Here is a 15,074-nt window from a genome sequence, read left to right on the forward strand (position 1 = left end):
CCCAAGCGGTGCGGACGGACCCGCCCGACGTCATGGACAGACGCGAACAGTACTGGAGTGTATTGCGCATTTGTTCACAATCAGGGGTTGAGTTTGACCGTGGGTGTTGCCGTCGCGTGACAGCATTCGGGCCGTGGGCGGCCTAGGATCGCTGACATAATAAGACGACAGACTTGGGAGATTCTCGTGAACAAGATCATTCTGGCAGCTTCGGTTCTCGCCTTGAGCGCAACCTCTGCATGGGCCGCTGATATGGCGCCGCGCCCATACACGAAAGCGCCGGTGATGGTCGATCCCGTTTACAGCTGGACCGGCTGGTATATCGGCGGCAATGTCGGCTACGGCTTCGGTCGCAGCGGAGCCGATACGGTTCTCGATCCGACCAGCAGCTGGGCCATTGAATCGCCTGCTTTCCGCAACGAACTGATCGGCCTCAGCAACCAGCGCTACAGCCCGCAGGGCGTGGTCGGCGGTGGGCAGGTCGGCTACAACTATCAGGTCGGCAGCTGGGTGTTTGGCCTCGAGGCCGATATCAACGCGTCCGGCATGAGCAAGACGATTGCCTTGTCGGGCCTCAATGGTGGCTTCATCACCCGCAATTTCACGGAGACCACCAAGAGCGACTGGTTCGCCACTGTGCGTCCGCGCCTGGGTTACGCGGTGAACAATACGCTGTGGTACGCCACTGGCGGTCTGGCGGTCGGCGATGTGCAGGGCAGCTGGACGCTGCTGTCGAGCAATGGCTACAACAAGACCGGCTCGGGCAGCGAAACCAAGGTCGGCTGGACGGTCGGCGCTGGCGTCGAGCATGCCTTCCAGCCGAACTGGACGGTGAAACTCGAATATCTCTACACCGACCTCGGCAGCATTTCCTATAACTCGACTTATCTTCCGGGCAGCACCTTCGCTCCGCCGGGCTTCAACTACCGCGAGAACATCTCGCAGGATTTCACATTCCATACCGTGCGCGTCGGTTTGAACTACAAGTTCGGCAGCCCGGTGGTTGCGCGCTACTGATGACCTGAGATCTTGTCCCGAAAACGTAAGAGCCCGGCCTCGTGCCGGGCTTTTTCTGTGGCAATGCACGGAGCATGCGGCTCATGTCACATGAATGACAGAGAACGGGACGTATCACCGCTGCCCAGTTGCGCCGGTGGAGAGATCGCGCCGGTTGGGATATGATTGCGCGATGCCCCGCACCTACGTCATTCCTGATCTGCACGGCCGACGCGATTTGCTCGATGCGGCACTGCTGCGGATCGAGACGCATCGGGCTGGTGAAGACGCCACGCTTATTGTGCTCGGCGACTATGTCGACAAGGGGCCGGACTCGCGCCGCGTCATTGCGCGGCTGCGGGCAGGGGTGGCACTTGGCCTGCGGCTGGCGATGCTCAAGGGCAATCACGATGCGCTGATGGTGGCGGCGCTGCGCGGCGATGTGGCGATGGCAAACTGGATGACGAAAGGCGGCGATACCGCGCTCGCCTCCTATGGCGGCGACATCGCCGATGTGCCGGTGCATGACATCGACTGGCTCGATGGCCGGCCGCTGTGGCACATGGATGCGCATCGCGTCTATGTCCATGCCGGCGTCGATCCCGCGCTGCCGCTGGCGCAGCAGGATCCGGTATTGCTGATGACCAAGCGCTATGCGGATGATGACGCGTCCGGCCATGATGCAGGCGAGGGCGCGCGCCATGTGGTGCATGGCCATGACCGCCATGCCGATGGGCCGCTGTTGAAACAGGGCCGCAGCAATCTTGATACTTATGCCTGGAAAACCGGCCGGCTGGTGATCGGCGTGTTCGATGACGCGCTGCCGGGCGGGCCGGTGGAGCTGATCGAGATCACCGCGCCGCCGGCGCCTTGAGGCGGATATGACCTCTTGAACCAAAGACCGCGCCGCGACGCCTAACCGGCAACGCAACTGAACCGGCACGCTGGCATGTCCTCGATCATCGAAACCGTCGTCGAATTTTTTGCCGAGCTCGTCTGGGGCTGGGTGACAGCGCGATGGCCATGGGTCGGGGACGCCGTAGGAGCGACCTGCCTCGTGGCCGGCGCGGTCGTGGCACTGTCGTCATCCGGCACTGAGCGCGTGCAGGCACTGGTGATCGGTGGTCTTGTCGGCATCGGTGCTGGTGGGTTGCTGCTGGTGTGGTTCTGGCGCCTGCGCCGCGCGGTGGCGACGCGGACGGAGTGATCGCCATGACTGTGACACCGGCGATGCTCGGCGCCAGCCAAGCGCTGCGCGACATGTTGTGGCCGTTCGAATTCACGGTCACGGACAATCAATCCCACGGTCCGGTCTGGATCGATGTCACCGCGCTGCAGCCATTCGAGGTCGTCGGGCAGAACGGATCGGGCGGGGTCTTCGCGCTGGTCGGCGATATCAAGCATGTATTGCACCTGACGAGCGAAGGGCAGGCCGGCATCGTCGCCGCCAGCCTGCAGGAATTCCTCGAACTCGTTGTCGAACATCCCTGGTGGGAACAGATCGCATCGGGCTGCGACGGTGATCTGGCCGCGATGCGCGCAATGCTGGATGACGAGGGCGCTGACCTGGACGCGGACGCCATCGATAACGATCCGGCCATCGAAACCAATCGCCCGCTGCTGCAGCAACAGCTCGGCCTCGGGATTCCCGCCGATCCGTTCGGCCTGCTGCATCATGCGCTGGTGACGCTCGGCGCCGCTTACGATCTGCGCGATCTCGACGGCCAGCCGATGGAACCGCTGTTTGCGGCCTAGTAACACACGAAGGGACATGCCGATGCCGGACTGGATCTTGCCGCTGCTGCTGCTGATCGGAATCCTCGCCGTTCTATATCGCGCCTTCCTGCACACGCCGCGGGCGCCGCCCAGCGGCAGGAATCATGAAGAGGGTGTGACCAATTACTGGGACGTCCATCGCGATCGCTGACAGATGGCGGTGCGTATCGCGCTGCGCGTTACGGCTCCCCGCAAAGGCGTCTAGTGCGTGGTTTGTGCCGCGACCCAGTCGGGATCGATGCGGGTCGCCTCAGCGATATCGTTGAGTGCGCCTTCGGCATCGCCGGTGACGCGTTTCTGCACGCCGCGGTAATACAGCGCCTTGGCATTGTCGGGCGTGTGCGTCAGCACGGCATCGAAATCGGCGATAGCGCGCAGCGGCTCGTGCTTGTCGATCAGGGCCGCGCCGCGGTTGAACAGATAGAGCTCAGACTCGGGGGTGAGCTTGATGGCCATGCTGAAATCGGCGATGGCGCGGTCGAGATCGTTCCGCATGTAGTGGATGACGCCGCGGCTGTTATAGGCGCTGGGATAGTCCGGACTGATCCGTATCGCTGTCTCGAAATCGGCGATGGCGCGGTCCCTGTCGCCCTTGTCGTCAAAGGTGCGGCCGCGCCAATAGACTGTCACGGCATTGGTGGGATCGAGACGGATCGCTTCGCTGTAATCGGCGATGGCCCGGTCGAGATCGTGCTTGTCTTTCCAGGCCCGGGCGCGGCGCTCATGCGCGGAGGCGTCGTTCGGCGCGAGGCGGATCGCGGCATCGAAATCCGCGATGGCCTGGTCGGGCTTGGCGGTGTCGAACCAGATGCTGCCGCGGTCCTTGTAGAAGTCTGCATCGTCGGGCCGCAGCCGAATGGCGGCGCTGAAATCGGCGATGGCCCGGTCATACACTTTCATGACCTGCCAGAGGTGGCCGCGCATGGCGTAGCCCGATGCGTCGTCCGGCTCGAGTCGGATGGCGGCGTCGGCGTCGGCGATGGCTGCATCCGTTTCGCTATAGGTCTCATGCAAGAGCGAGCGGCTGCGATGCAGCGCCGCCAGATCTCCGCCGCGGTAATAGTCGAGCCCGATGGCGCGGTCGCAGGCCTCCATCGCCTTCGTGCCGCGGCCTTTCAGGCACATGGCATAATCGCCGCCAGGGCCGGCCAGTGTGGCGGCAGTGGCATAAGTCGGCGTTGCGGCGGCACTGGCGGCCAGCGCCATTGCCATCAGCGTGCTGCAAAACGGCAGGCGCAAGGATAGGCGCAAGGACAGGCCAGATCGTGCGTTCGGGTGCATGTGTCGTGCTCGGATGGCGAGGGAGCCGGGACGGCGTTGCTGCTTGGTCGGCGGCGTCAGCCGAAAGGTTCGACGGCGCGTGAACGCGGCAGCGGGTGCGCGCAAGATGGAAGTACAATCGCCATGGATGACCTGATCCGCATTTTCACTGAGCGCGGCGACCTCGCGCATCTCGCTCTGTTTCTGTGGGCGAGCGTCGCCAGCGCTGCGGCTCTGTTCGCGCTGCGCGAACTCGCCGGCGCCTCGCGCCGCTTCGACGAATTCGTGCGCCAGCTCGCGCGCTTCAACCGCCGTGCGCATCGCCGCCACCGCATGCGCGACGACACCGATGACATCTGAGAGGGATCATCCATGGACAGTCTGCACGACGTGATGCGTTCGATCCGCCCGGAGACGAAAGCGGGCAAGGATCATCTCAGTGTCTTCAGGGAATTTCTCGCTCATCTCGATCAGTTGCAGCGCAAGGCGCTAGCTTCGAGGCCGCGGGTGAAGCCGGCGGCACGACGGAAGCCGCCGCGGCGCGCGAAAGTGTAGTTCGCATTCTTTCTTTCCCTCTCCTCCAGCACGGCGAAGCCGTGCGCCGCGGGAGAGGGTGCCTGAGCGTAGCGAAGGCGGGAGAGGGCGCCGCAAGCGACGTCGCGTGTCGCGCCCCCTCTCCCTGACCCTCTCCCGCCAGACGCAGCTGCGCTGCGCCCGGGGGAGAGGGGACACTCCTGACATCGATTGTCGCTCTTCTTCCCCCCCGCATCCTGGGAGGCCGCCGATGCATGCCCCGACGCCATTCCTGACGCCATTCCCCCAGCCATCTCCCGCGCGCCTCGCACTCACGCCGGACGGCGTGATCGAGGGCTATGCCTCGCTGTTCGGCGAGATCGATCAGGCGCGCGACATGGTGATGCCCGGCGCCTTCACGCAGACGCTGAAGCAGCGCGGTCTCAGAAAGATCCCGATGCTGTTCCAGCACGATCCCTCCGAGCCCGTCGGCGTCTGGCTCGAGATGAAGGAAGACCTGCGCGGATTATGGGCGCGGGGCCGGCTGATCCCGGATGTGATACGCGCCCGCGAATTGCTGGCGCTGCTGCAGGCCGGCGCGGTGGATGGATTGTCGATCGGCTATCGCACCCAGCGCGGCCAGATCGAGCCGAAGACGCGGGTGCGCAAACTCTATCAGGTCGATCTCTGGGAAGTGTCCATCGTCACATTCCCGCTGCTGAACGGCGCGCGGGTGAGTGCCGTGAAGGACGCGCCAATGTCGCGGCTACGCGATCAGGCCGAGCGCGACTGGACCCAGCTCACCGGCCAACACGTCATCGACTCATATCGCACCGATTTGAGCGGCGCCGCGGATGCACCGGCGCTGGTCATCCGGCGTGGGCGCAAAGCGGGCGGACCTGTCCAGGCCTGTTCGCTGCGCGCCCGCGCCGATCGCAAACGCGCGCTGCACGGCGTCGCCGCCCACGCCCGGTTCGCCGGGCGCTGAGGACAACGCGCCGCGCCGCGATGCGCGCTCAGAACAGTTTGTTGATCGTCGCCGTGATCGCCTGGGTCTGGGTCCGCGCGGCGGCGGTGCCGACCATGGTGCCCTGGTTGGTGGTGCCGCCGGTGCCGTTCGGATTGGTGAACGGGCTCGCATAGTTCGCGGTGTTGTTTTCGGTCATGGCGAACATGTAGTTCACATCCACGAACCAGGTCGGATCGAGGAAGTAGGTGGCGCCGACCATGGCGGCGCCGCCGAGCACCCAGCTCTTGCTGGTCAGGTTGATCGGCGCGCCGGAGACGTCGGTGCGGTTGCCGTTGAGGTCGGCGAAGCCGATCAGGCCGTTGAGGTCGGTGCGGACCCGGGTCAGCGTCGGGCCGGCGCCGAGATAGACGAAGCCGCGGTCGAACGCATGGCCGATGAAGGGCACGAACGTCATCTGGTGATCGATATGGATCTGGTAGGACTGCACCAGCGCGTTGCCGGTGAACGGCACCACCGTGCTCGTGCCGGTCGGCGTGAACGATCCCACCTGCGGCAGCAGCGCCGCGCGGATGTTGGAACTGGCGCCGAGATAGCTGTAGCCGAACTTGGCGCCCCACAGCCAGTCGCTGCCGGAGAAACGGGAGAAGTAGCCGCCCTGCGCCGAGAAGGCGATCTGCGCACGGTCGTCCGGATACAGCGTCGCCGGGCCGGCGGCCGATCCCGAGGAGGTCAGCACGCCGTTGGTGAAGACGTCCGACGTCCCCACCGCATAGACATTCTGGGTGCCGAAATCGAGCGTATTGGCGCTGCCGCCGATGCCGACGAAGAAGCCGGAGTGCGGCACCCACGAGGTCTCGGCCGGCGGCAGCCGCGGCGCCTTGACGGTCACATCGGCCGCTTGCGCGGCTCCGGCCGCGACCAGGCCGGCGAGCATTCCAGTCATGGTGATGTTGCGCATGTCGTTCCCCCCTTTGCGGCGGGGCGAATCCCCGCTTGCAGCAGCCTAGGCAGAGCGGGGAAGGCGGGTCTGTGCCATTCCGCACAGTTCCGCCGCGTCCGAGACAAGTGACCTCGATCATCGCCAATCAACGCCGCGCGGCGCGTTCGCGTGCCCGATTTCCTCCAACGTTCACGAACCCCCACGGAGACCACACCATGACCTACGACATCACCGACGCTGCGCCCGAGCACAAGGCGGCCTTTGCGCTGCCGCGCGCGACTGGACAAACCTCGCAAGCTCACATCGGACAGGTCTTGCCGGCGCCGCGGATGCACCGGCGTCGGTGACACGGCGCGGGAGCGCAGTGTGCGGGCCCACACAGGCCTGTTCGCTGCGCTCTCGCGCTGGCCGGAAAATAGCACTGGGAAAAATTGGCTGCGCCGCTGCGTTGCGCGGCGCAACGCGCGAACGGCTCTAGTGCAGCTCGTTGCGCGGGATCGGCAGGTGCAGTTGCGCCGCGCGCTCCTCACGATCCTGCTTGCGGAATTCACGCTCGCGCCGCTCGAAGGCGAGCATCTGTTCGTTCGCCTGTTGCAGGAACTGGTCGTATTTCGTCATCGGTGGTTGAGCATGCTTCATCATCGCCAACTCCGTGCGTGGCAATCTACCGGAATACCGAACCATAACGCCGTTCAGGCTAGTGGGTTCGCTGCTCCAGATCAAATTTCATATCACGATTGCGCCACGCTTCCGAATATTCGCACTGGATTGGGAGTGATCGCCGAATACTTACTGCTCGCCGTAAGCGGCCGGAGAAAATCTGGCGCGATGTTCCTGTTCAAGTAATCGTCGTGGCATATTGTCGAACAATGCAAATTCTTCAGCGTACAGTCTGAAGTTTTGGCCCTGCTCCGAAAGGCAGTTGTAAAATAGCAGTAAGAGTTCCTGATCAGAAAGCTGGGATCGTATCAGCTTGATGTAAAAATCGTCATCCGGTGAGTTCTTCTTGACGAACCTGATCATATTAAAGAGGTAGCGATAATAGTGACCGAGATCGAGTTGCACTTCTTTCCAATAGAGCTTGTAGGAGAGCTCAAGTATTTTTTCGTCTGAATGATTTTTTTGAGCCTTTTTTTGATTGTCGCGATAAATTTTTGTCAACCGAGTATAGAAAGCTCGAAAGCAATCTCTGCCTTGCGTTGTAACGCCGGTCTCGCTGTTAAATAGATCGATTGAGTTGACGATGTTGTTGTGCAGCGAGAGCATTTGAAAGAACGTTGACTCGAAAATTTGCTTTCGCGTTGTTTGAATTTGATTCTCCAGAGCATCAGCAGAACGACCGAGTTCCTCTCTCGTCAGGTTCATTTCGATTTTCTGAAGGGCGATTGTTAGCAAAACGCCGATGAACGTAAGGAACGTCAGGATTGGATTGAGAGTACCGCCGAAAAAATCTCCCCACGTTCCGAGGTCTTTGTACCAGTCAACATTATGGTATCCTACGTAGATCGCGGTACCGATAATGGCAGTTGCTAAAATGAATAGCGCGAGGAGTGCAAAAGCGAAGGGACGACCGAGTCCCGGCTTGGCTTGGCTTATTGTTCTTGTCATGCACCGCACCTAGCAGAGATATGAACCGTCGCTTGCTTCTTCTAACCGCGATGAGTGGCGGCCGTCTTGATGTTGTTTTGTTATCAACTAAAAAGTGTGACATTCCTCGGCCGTTGAAGTTTATCGCTCCGGCCGTGGTTTGTTGAACCGATATGACTGCGGCAGTTTCAGTTGCGGCAAGTCTGCCGGCTTGTCCGGATAATGAAATTCGCTGCCGTGCAGCCATCGTGCCTGAAAGTGATTCCAGAACAGAATGGCGTCCATCTGCCATGTGAAATCGAAGACACGCCATCGGCCGCCGCCACCGATCCGCTCTCCGGTGGGATTGAAGGGGATGCCGTTCAACTTGCAAATCTCGTCGATGTCGAACCAGTTCTCGCGCACATAGGTGTCTTCGAGCGCGACATGATAGGGGCGGTCCGAACGCCACCGATAATGACCCGAGCCGCGCGGATAGAAGCCATGCCGCTTCATCAGAAATTCCGGCAGCCGCGCGATGCCTTTGGCGATGCGCCGGGCTTCGTCGGATGTCAGCTTGTCGTGGCCGAAACTGTACTTCTGCAGATCGTCGCGGCTGTATACCCAGGCGACCGTGATGCCGTTGGCATCGACCACGCGAAAGCTATCGGCGTTGTCGCTCTGGACCCGCCAAGGCGGCGGGAAACGTCTGTTTTGGCCCTCTGACGACATAAGAACAAAATAAGAACATTGTGGCCAGGCGGTCAACCCGACGCGGCGGCAAACACGACCCAAAATTCAGTTTTTACAACGCGTTACGGCATCGCCGTACCGCTCCTTCACCCATGTCTTACCAGGAGAAGCGAATGACCTTCGACCACAACCAGAGCGCGCTCGAAATCAAGGCCGGCATTCCCTCCGGCGATGCGCAGGACGTCTATGACGCGATGATGCGCACCTTCGAAGACTTCAAGTCCGAGAACGATGCGCGCCTCGTCAGTATCGAGAAACGATCCGGCGATGTTCTCGTCGAGGAGAAGGTGGCGCGCATCGACGCCGCCCTCGACGCGCATCAGCAACGTCTCGATCAGCTTTCCCTGAAGGGCGCGCGGCCCGCACTTGCTGCGGACGGCGCCGCGCGCCCCCAACCTTCCGAACACAAGTCAGCCTTCGATGCCTATATTCGCAATGGTGAGAGTGGGGCCCTGCGCGCCATCGAGACGAAGGCGATGTCGGTCGGCTCCAATGCCGATGGTGGCTATCTGGTGCCGGAGGAAACCGAGACGGAGATTGGAGCGAGGCTCAAGGATTTGTCGCCGATGCGCTCGCTCTCGTCGTCGCGCTCGATCTCCGGCGGCATCTATCGCAAGCCGTTCATAACCGCGGGGCCGGCCACCGGCTGGGTCGGTGAAACGGCGGCACGATCGCAGACGACGTCGCCCGTGCTCGACGAACTGGCATTCCCGGCGATGGAGCTTTACGCCATGCCGGCAGCCACTGCGACCTTGCTTGAGGATTCCGCCGTTAATATCGACGAGTGGCTGGCCGGCGAGGTCGAACTCGTCTTCGCGATGCAGGAGGGGGCGGCCTTCGTGAACGGCGACGGCAACAACAAGCCGAAAGGCTTCCTTGCGTACTCGACAATTGCCAACGCGTCCTGGAGCTGGGGCAATATCGGCTATGTGCCGAGCGGCGCGGCCGGCGCATTCCCGAGCGAGAATCCATCGGATGTGCTGGTGGATCTCATTTACGCCCTGCGCTCCGGCTATCGCCAGAATGCGACTTTCGTGATGAACCGGAAGACGCAAAGCTCCGTGCGCAAATTCAAGGATTCCACCGGCGTCTATCTGTGGCAGCCTCCGGCGGTGGCCGGCGGCAAATCAAGCCTCATCGGCTTTCCCCTGCTCGAAGCCGAGGACATGCCCGATGTCGCCGCAAGCTCGCTCTCCATCGCCTTCGGCGATTTCCGCCGGGGATACCTGATCGTGGACCGCCAGGGCGTGCGCGTGCTGCGCGATCCCTACAGCGCCAAGCCCTATGTGTTGTTCTACACGACCAAGCGGGTAGGGGGCGGGGTGCAGGATTTTGACGCGATCAAGCTGCTCAAGTTTGCGGTGAGTTGAGGGGCGAATAAGCTAATCTCAGAAACTTTGGGCATTCGCGCAACTACTGATTGCTTATCTGCCCCGTCGCTATAAGGTCATCGATATTTTAGAAATGATAGTCCGGGGGCTTGATGACCCTACGATTGATTATGGCGGTTATTCTTTTCAGTGCTTTTGGGGGAGCGCAGGCAAGCTCTCAAAATATCCAATCCAGGCCGGCGCCAAAAGGCCGAGTCGAGCTTGCCAGCAATAAGTTGTCGAACACCTACCTCACTCGATTGGGCAAGGGTAGGAAGGCCCAGATAAAACGGTTGCGGCTGGAGCGAGTTCTAAAAGACTACGATCGCTCCAAGGTCGTTTCTAAATCTACCGGGGAACCTCGGTCGAAAGTATTTCGCGACCTCGTGACGGGGTCATCTACGGGACCGATTACAAGCTCATTGGCGAAGCCATTAGTTTCCAAGTCCGATTCAGTTGGCCTCGACAAGTTGGCGCCTGAAGATTCTCCCGTATTCAGAGAGAATGTCAGAGCGGCGCTGACCAACGAGAAATCAAATGGATTTGCAAGGATTTGGCGAGGAGAAAAGGTTGATCGGCCAGACATTTATCCGGACGCGGTACTCATCCGCGGCGAAGGGATCTGCACTGGAACGTTGATAACTCCAAACCATGTTCTATCGGCTGCTCACTGTTATTGCGATAAAGTAAGTGCTGATGTGACGGTTGGATTGAGCTTAGAGATCGTATCGCAGAGCGCGCAAATCGACTTAGCAAAGTCGAAGACAAATATAGCATGCAACCTTTTGGATACTGCATCCAAACAGCTGGTGAACCTCAATAAGGGAGATCTGGCGCTCTTTAAACTCAAGACTCCGATCCATGGAGTGAAGATACGAAAGATCGCCACCGAGGAACTCATCCGTCGCACAAAACTCGTGAGAGCTGTCGGCTTCGGAAGGATTGCAGCGGGCACTGCCGGCGTAAAGTTTGCGATAGATATTCCAATTGCTTCCTATGACTGCACTGAGCCACAGTATCGCACCGGCGCTTACAGTTGTGCCGAAGGCGACGAACTGAACGCTGCAGGTCTGAATCGAGACACCTGCGAAGGCGATAGTGGCGGCCCAACATACGTTCTCGGTGAGAGTGTGAATTTGTATCTCGCGGCGGTTACGTCTCGGTCTATTAGACCGGACTCTGCCTGTGGCAGTGGTGGCATTTACGTAAAGCTAACGACGAAGAAAGTCAGGGACTGGCTCATCGCCAGCGGTGTGCCAACGAGCGCTTTTGCTCAATAGCGGGGGGAAGAAAATGAAGATTGTATCGGTAATTGGTGTTGTCGCCGTATCTGTCCTGTTGAGCGGCTGCACCACCGGCGAAATCATTGATCAGACTCAAAGGACCTGCAAATGGGTTCCGACAGTGAATCTAGTCACAAAGTCGGTGACTGCTCTCACTGGTTTACCCCCAGGCGTAGGCGTTGGTATTGAAGTCGGACAAGCGGTGGTCGCTGCCATATGCGAAGCGGCCGCGAAGCAAAAGCCGGGTCGATCACTGCCCTTGGTCGCGATTGGTACCAAGCGGCTGCCACTTGAGGGATACAGAGCGCCTTAGCGCGATAGGAAGCACGCCGGATTCTTCTCGTGCGGTTCAACGCCGAACTCGGAAGTGTGTCTTAAGGTCACGTCCATTTTCCTATGGTGAAATCGCAGGGCGGTTGGCGCGGGCGACGTGCCGTCGTCCGCCGCTTGCTCTTTTGTTGGAGCATGATCCCTCGACAAACGAATTCGTTTGTCGGCGAAAACCGGGAAGCCACTTTTCGGGATCATGCTCTATGGTTCAGCAATAGCGGTAGTTGCAGCCAAATTGCTGGCGGCCAACAAGCAGCTCCGGCGGCGCGCCATAGTGGCTGTAGTAATAGGAAACCTGCGGCGGGCCGAAATAACGGTGAACCTGAAGCGGACCGGCGCCCTGGGGCGCATAGGTGATGATCTTGTCGAATGGCGGGGATTCGACGGCAAGGTAACGCCCGCGGCCAGCGAGCGGTGCCGGCTCTACCACCTGACCATGGCCATAGCGCGAAGTGCCCGAGAGATCGGCGGCTGCCGCCGGCAGCGTCACAGCAGCAGCGATGCAGGCGAAGGCGAGCTGGCGCAGCACGACGGGCATTCCTTCTGATCAGCGCGTCACTGCGCGAGAGTGATGGCGATGGTTGTGCGATGGATGTTTGCCAGAAAGAGCTTGTGTGAGGCTGATCTGACGTGCGCGGCGTGTATCGCAGACATGCCGGATGTCGCCGCAGGCTCGCTCTCCATCGCCTTCGGCGATTTCCACAGGGGATACCTGATCGTGGACCGCCAGGGCGTGCGCGTGCTGCGCGATCCCACCAGCGCCAAGCCCTATGTGCTGTTCTACACGACCAAGCGGGTCGGCGGTGGCGTGCAGGATTTTGACGCGATCAAGGTTCTAAAGTTTGCGGTGAGTTAGTTCTATGCCTGACCCGCTGCACTTCCACCCTTTGCAAAGCGAGCGGCTAAATCTGCCGCTTGCTTTGGGCTCTTTATAAGTTCGGTGGTGTCCCCGTTCCTCCAGTAAAGGTCTTCGCCGAGATAAGAAAGACTTGATTGTGAGGGTACGGTGATTACTATCAAACCTAGTCCGTAAAAAGAATTGTAGTCCATATTTGAAAGAACGCTATCTCGAAGACCAGATGTGAGGTCGGATTTTCTGATTCCGTCCCTCCACTTTGAGAAATACTGCTCGACAGTGATGCCAAGCCGGGTCGCTTCTCTGTTGACACCAACGACGTAGCGCTTACCTATTTTCTTAGGATCGATTTTGTCGATTGCTTTGCATCGCTCTGCGTCCGCAGGTTTATCCGTTACACCGATTAAAATCTTTCCAACACCTCGAGGGCCGATGTTTGCTACCGCGCATATCGTCTTCAGAACCTTACTCACGATATCGGGGTCTTCGCCGCCATTTTCAACTAGCGTCAATAATCCCTGTTTGAGCTCATAATTCGCGAGTTCAATCTCTGACCTGCGGATTACGGCTTCAATATCGACGACCGTGTGATCTGAATATATTAGCTTTGCGAGATCTTTCTCTTTGACAAATTTGGACTGAATAACCCCCTTAACGGTGTCGATGTTCTTGCGTCTCTCTTCGGGAGATGTGCCCTTTTGACCTGTCTGAATCCTGGTCGCGATTTTATTGAGCGCATCTTTTGCGCCAGAATAATCCGCCAACTTGTTCCCGCCACCCACCATTATTTCATGAAATGCGATTAAGATCGCCGCAAAAACAGACGGAAAGGCATTGTTGTTCGGTTTGTCAAAGATGAGGTTACGAAGCTTTGAAGCGGGGACGACGGCGCATACCTTCATTAACTCATCGATGCAAAATTTGATTTCATCAGTGGCTTTCTGAGCGCCATAGACTTCAAGCGCGTCAAGTATGCGCTGTGAGCTTGGTTCGTCTTTAGTGTAAAGCTGGTCCAGCGCGACCTTAGATCGCTCAATCAATTCAGCTCCAACGATACAAGCTAGTATGTCCGCCACGCACTGTTCATCGAGGCTGTCACGCAAATCCGTGGACCGCAGAATGCCATGAGCGACCCAGAATACCTCATCGGCCTTCACTTCGTAGCCGTGGTTCGACATTGGAAGATCGATGCTGATTGATGGCATATCATGAAGTGCAAGAACGTCTTTTGAAACGTCACCACGCAGCAAGCACGACAAATTTCTCACCGCGGATGAAAAGTCATTCTGAACACCAGATTGTCGACGTTCTTGATCGCTCAGTCGGTGGCCGTAAGTATTGATTCTATCGAAGACATCATTGACCTCGCTTTCGGTTGTGTTCCTCATAATCGACAAAGCGAGTGAATAATCCAAGATCGTCGATACCTCTTTGGCATTGATGAACTCCGAGTCTTTCGGAATTACAAAAGCGCCCTCTGATGCCGCTGTCTTTGCGGTCGGAAAAAGATCGACGTTGAAGTAGCGACTGTCGGGAAGCGCGAATGAGTTTTCCACAAAGGAGACGATTGAGTGCAGGCGTTGAAGGCCGTCGATTATTTCATAAGAGCCAGGCTCGCCCTCGCGTTCGGCGAGCAAAATAGCGGGCACTGGATATTTCTTTAGGAGAGACTCAATGAGCTTCTGCTTTTCTTCTAAGGTCCATACAAGCTTCCGTTGATACCGACGGTTCACAAACAGCTTATTTTCCCGATACCACGCATAAACGGTTTGAATTGAAGTTGGTTGTGACGCGAGGTCGGCCATGAGTTTTTTTGCCTATTGAGGAGGGCGGGCAGCAATTTTAGATTGCAGTAGTTGGTTCTGAATGTCTATGTTGTCATCAAAACTTGATCTGAATTTCGATCTAACGACACCCGAGAGCCGATCAACTCAATCGGCATCGCTGTCGGCGTTTCCGCCGGCACCATGCGGCGGCTCGCGGCGTGGTGGGGGAAAAACAGTAGGGTGGGTTAGACGCACTTCGCCATAACCCGCCATTCGTCCATCCGAGGTCGCAGTCGGTGGATTACGCGCTGCGCGCTAATCCACCCTACAGGCTATTTGCTGGCTTTGAGTTTGCTCTGATTTTCGATCGCATCGCAAGCCACGCCGCCACCCAAGACAATCCCCAGCTCGCCAGAAACGGCCCCACGGGCGGGACTAAGAAAAATGTACGGGACGAGGGCCAAAGAAAAAACACGAGCGTCGTGATCGTCGATAGGACCCAGGTCACGTGCATCCACGGACCACGTCCCGTCCAGAGCGCGACGATTGTCGGAATAAAGCTGATCAGCAAGACGATGAGGACAATGACCGGCATTTTGATGGGTTCGCCACGTTGGGAATTCGCACTGTTGCACAAGTAGCCCGCATCGTCCCCGGATCACAGTCAGAACGTCATCGTTGGCCGTTGAATGGCA

At 59.0% G+C, this 15,074-nt stretch carries 19 protein-coding genes and 1 pseudogene; 13 read left to right on the forward strand and 7 right to left on the reverse strand.

Annotated features, from left to right (window positions below; genetic code table 11):
• Positions 1-186: 186 nt before the first annotated feature.
• The 5 genes from AB7783_RS04210 to AB7783_RS04230 all read left to right on the forward strand — a co-directional run bounded on the left by AB7783_RS04210 (position 187) and on the right by AB7783_RS04230 (position 2,923).
• A complete protein-coding gene (locus tag AB7783_RS04210; protein ID WP_441229248.1) occupies positions 187-1,017 on the forward strand; it encodes an outer membrane protein in 831 nt (276 codons plus the stop codon).
• A gap of 172 nt (positions 1,018-1,189) precedes the next feature.
• Complete coding sequence (locus tag AB7783_RS04215; protein WP_441276929.1) at positions 1,190-1,870, forward strand: metallophosphoesterase; 681 nt, start codon at positions 1,190-1,192, stop codon at positions 1,868-1,870.
• 75 nt (positions 1,871-1,945) lie between these two features.
• Positions 1,946-2,203, forward strand: a complete 258-nt coding sequence (locus tag AB7783_RS04220) for a hypothetical protein (RefSeq protein ID WP_441276930.1) — start codon at positions 1,946-1,948, stop codon at positions 2,201-2,203.
• Positions 2,204-2,208: 5 nt separating this feature from the next.
• Positions 2,209-2,751: a hypothetical protein gene (locus AB7783_RS04225; protein WP_141137162.1), complete on the forward strand. Its 543-nt coding sequence runs from the start codon at positions 2,209-2,211 to the stop codon at positions 2,749-2,751.
• A 22-nt stretch (positions 2,752-2,773) separates the two neighbouring features.
• Entirely contained in the window at positions 2,774-2,923 is a 150-nt protein-coding gene (locus AB7783_RS04230) for a hypothetical protein (RefSeq protein ID WP_170849706.1), read from the forward strand.
• 50 nt (positions 2,924-2,973) lie between these two features.
• On the opposite strand, the gene AB7783_RS04235 is transcribed toward AB7783_RS04230, so the two are convergent.
• Complete coding sequence (locus tag AB7783_RS04235) at positions 2,974-3,984, reverse strand: tetratricopeptide repeat protein (protein WP_441276931.1); 1,011 nt, start codon at positions 3,982-3,984, stop codon at positions 2,974-2,976.
• A gap of 192 nt (positions 3,985-4,176) precedes the next feature.
• On the opposite strand from AB7783_RS04235, the gene AB7783_RS04240 reads away from it, so the two are divergent.
• From AB7783_RS04240 to AB7783_RS04250, 3 genes are all read left to right on the forward strand, one after another.
• Complete coding sequence (locus AB7783_RS04240) at positions 4,177-4,392, forward strand: hypothetical protein (protein ID WP_089267037.1); 216 nt, start codon at positions 4,177-4,179, stop codon at positions 4,390-4,392.
• 12 nt (positions 4,393-4,404) lie between these two features.
• Positions 4,405-4,587, forward strand: coding sequence for a hypothetical protein (locus AB7783_RS04245; RefSeq protein WP_093759004.1), 183 nt, complete (start codon positions 4,405-4,407; stop codon positions 4,585-4,587).
• 229 nt (positions 4,588-4,816) lie between these two features.
• The gene (locus tag AB7783_RS04250; protein WP_441276932.1) at positions 4,817-5,533 is read left to right on the forward strand and encodes an HK97 family phage prohead protease; all 717 of its coding nucleotides are present in this window, start codon (positions 4,817-4,819) and stop codon (positions 5,531-5,533) included.
• A 28-nt stretch (positions 5,534-5,561) separates the two neighbouring features.
• On the opposite strand, the gene AB7783_RS04255 is transcribed toward AB7783_RS04250, so the two are convergent.
• Entirely contained in the window at positions 5,562-6,473 is a 912-nt protein-coding gene (locus AB7783_RS04255; protein WP_441276933.1) for an outer membrane protein, read from the reverse strand.
• A 197-nt stretch (positions 6,474-6,670) separates the two neighbouring features.
• On the opposite strand from AB7783_RS04255, the gene AB7783_RS04260 reads away from it, so the two are divergent.
• Complete coding sequence (locus AB7783_RS04260; protein ID WP_441276934.1) at positions 6,671-6,802, forward strand: hypothetical protein; 132 nt, start codon at positions 6,671-6,673, stop codon at positions 6,800-6,802.
• Positions 6,803-6,929: 127 nt separating this feature from the next.
• Here AB7783_RS04260 and AB7783_RS04265 read toward each other — a convergent pair whose 3' ends face one another.
• From AB7783_RS04265 to AB7783_RS04275, 3 genes are all read right to left on the reverse strand, one after another.
• Positions 6,930-7,097 carry a hypothetical protein gene (locus AB7783_RS04265; RefSeq protein WP_441276935.1) on the reverse strand — a complete coding sequence of 56 codons (168 nt, stop codon included), beginning with the start codon at positions 7,095-7,097 and terminating at the stop codon, positions 6,930-6,932.
• A 147-nt stretch (positions 7,098-7,244) separates the two neighbouring features.
• Positions 7,245-8,063 carry a putative phage abortive infection protein gene (locus AB7783_RS04270; RefSeq protein WP_441276936.1) on the reverse strand — a complete coding sequence of 273 codons (819 nt, stop codon included), beginning with the start codon at positions 8,061-8,063 and terminating at the stop codon, positions 7,245-7,247.
• Between the two features lie 120 nt (positions 8,064-8,183).
• Entirely contained in the window at positions 8,184-8,678 is a 495-nt protein-coding gene (locus AB7783_RS04275; RefSeq protein WP_441276937.1) for a hypothetical protein, read from the reverse strand.
• Between the two features lie 209 nt (positions 8,679-8,887).
• Here AB7783_RS04275 and AB7783_RS04280 point away from each other — a divergent pair, with 209 nt between their 5' ends.
• Positions 8,888-10,144, forward strand: coding sequence for a phage major capsid protein (locus tag AB7783_RS04280; protein WP_441276938.1), 1,257 nt, complete (start codon positions 8,888-8,890; stop codon positions 10,142-10,144).
• Positions 10,145-10,257: 113 nt separating this feature from the next.
• Complete coding sequence (locus AB7783_RS04285) at positions 10,258-11,424, forward strand: trypsin-like serine protease (RefSeq protein WP_441276939.1); 1,167 nt, start codon at positions 10,258-10,260, stop codon at positions 11,422-11,424.
• Positions 11,425-11,965: 541 nt separating this feature from the next.
• Here the strand turns inward: AB7783_RS04285 and AB7783_RS04290 are convergent.
• Positions 11,966-12,286: a hypothetical protein gene (locus AB7783_RS04290; RefSeq protein ID WP_441276940.1), complete on the reverse strand. Its 321-nt coding sequence runs from the start codon at positions 12,284-12,286 to the stop codon at positions 11,966-11,968.
• A 120-nt stretch (positions 12,287-12,406) separates the two neighbouring features.
• Here AB7783_RS04290 and AB7783_RS04295 point away from each other — a divergent pair.
• Positions 12,407-12,613: pseudogene (locus AB7783_RS04295) on the forward strand (phage major capsid protein); the annotation flags it as partial.
• A gap of 2 nt (positions 12,614-12,615) precedes the next feature.
• On the opposite strand, the gene AB7783_RS04300 reads toward AB7783_RS04295, so the two are convergent.
• Positions 12,616-14,418 (reverse strand): DUF262 domain-containing protein, encoded by a 1,803-nt coding sequence (locus tag AB7783_RS04300; RefSeq protein WP_441276941.1) that lies wholly within the window; start codon positions 14,416-14,418, stop codon positions 12,616-12,618.
• A 257-nt stretch (positions 14,419-14,675) separates the two neighbouring features.
• Between AB7783_RS04300 and AB7783_RS04305 the strand changes: the two genes are divergently transcribed.
• Entirely contained in the window at positions 14,676-15,020 is a 345-nt protein-coding gene (locus AB7783_RS04305) for a hypothetical protein (protein ID WP_441276942.1), read from the forward strand.
• Positions 15,021-15,074: the final 54 nt, after the last annotated feature.

It is taken from the genome of Tardiphaga sp. 172_B4_N1_3 (assembly GCF_052076035.1).
In the GTDB taxonomy this organism is placed as follows: domain Bacteria; phylum Pseudomonadota; class Alphaproteobacteria; order Rhizobiales; family Xanthobacteraceae; genus Tardiphaga; species Tardiphaga robiniae.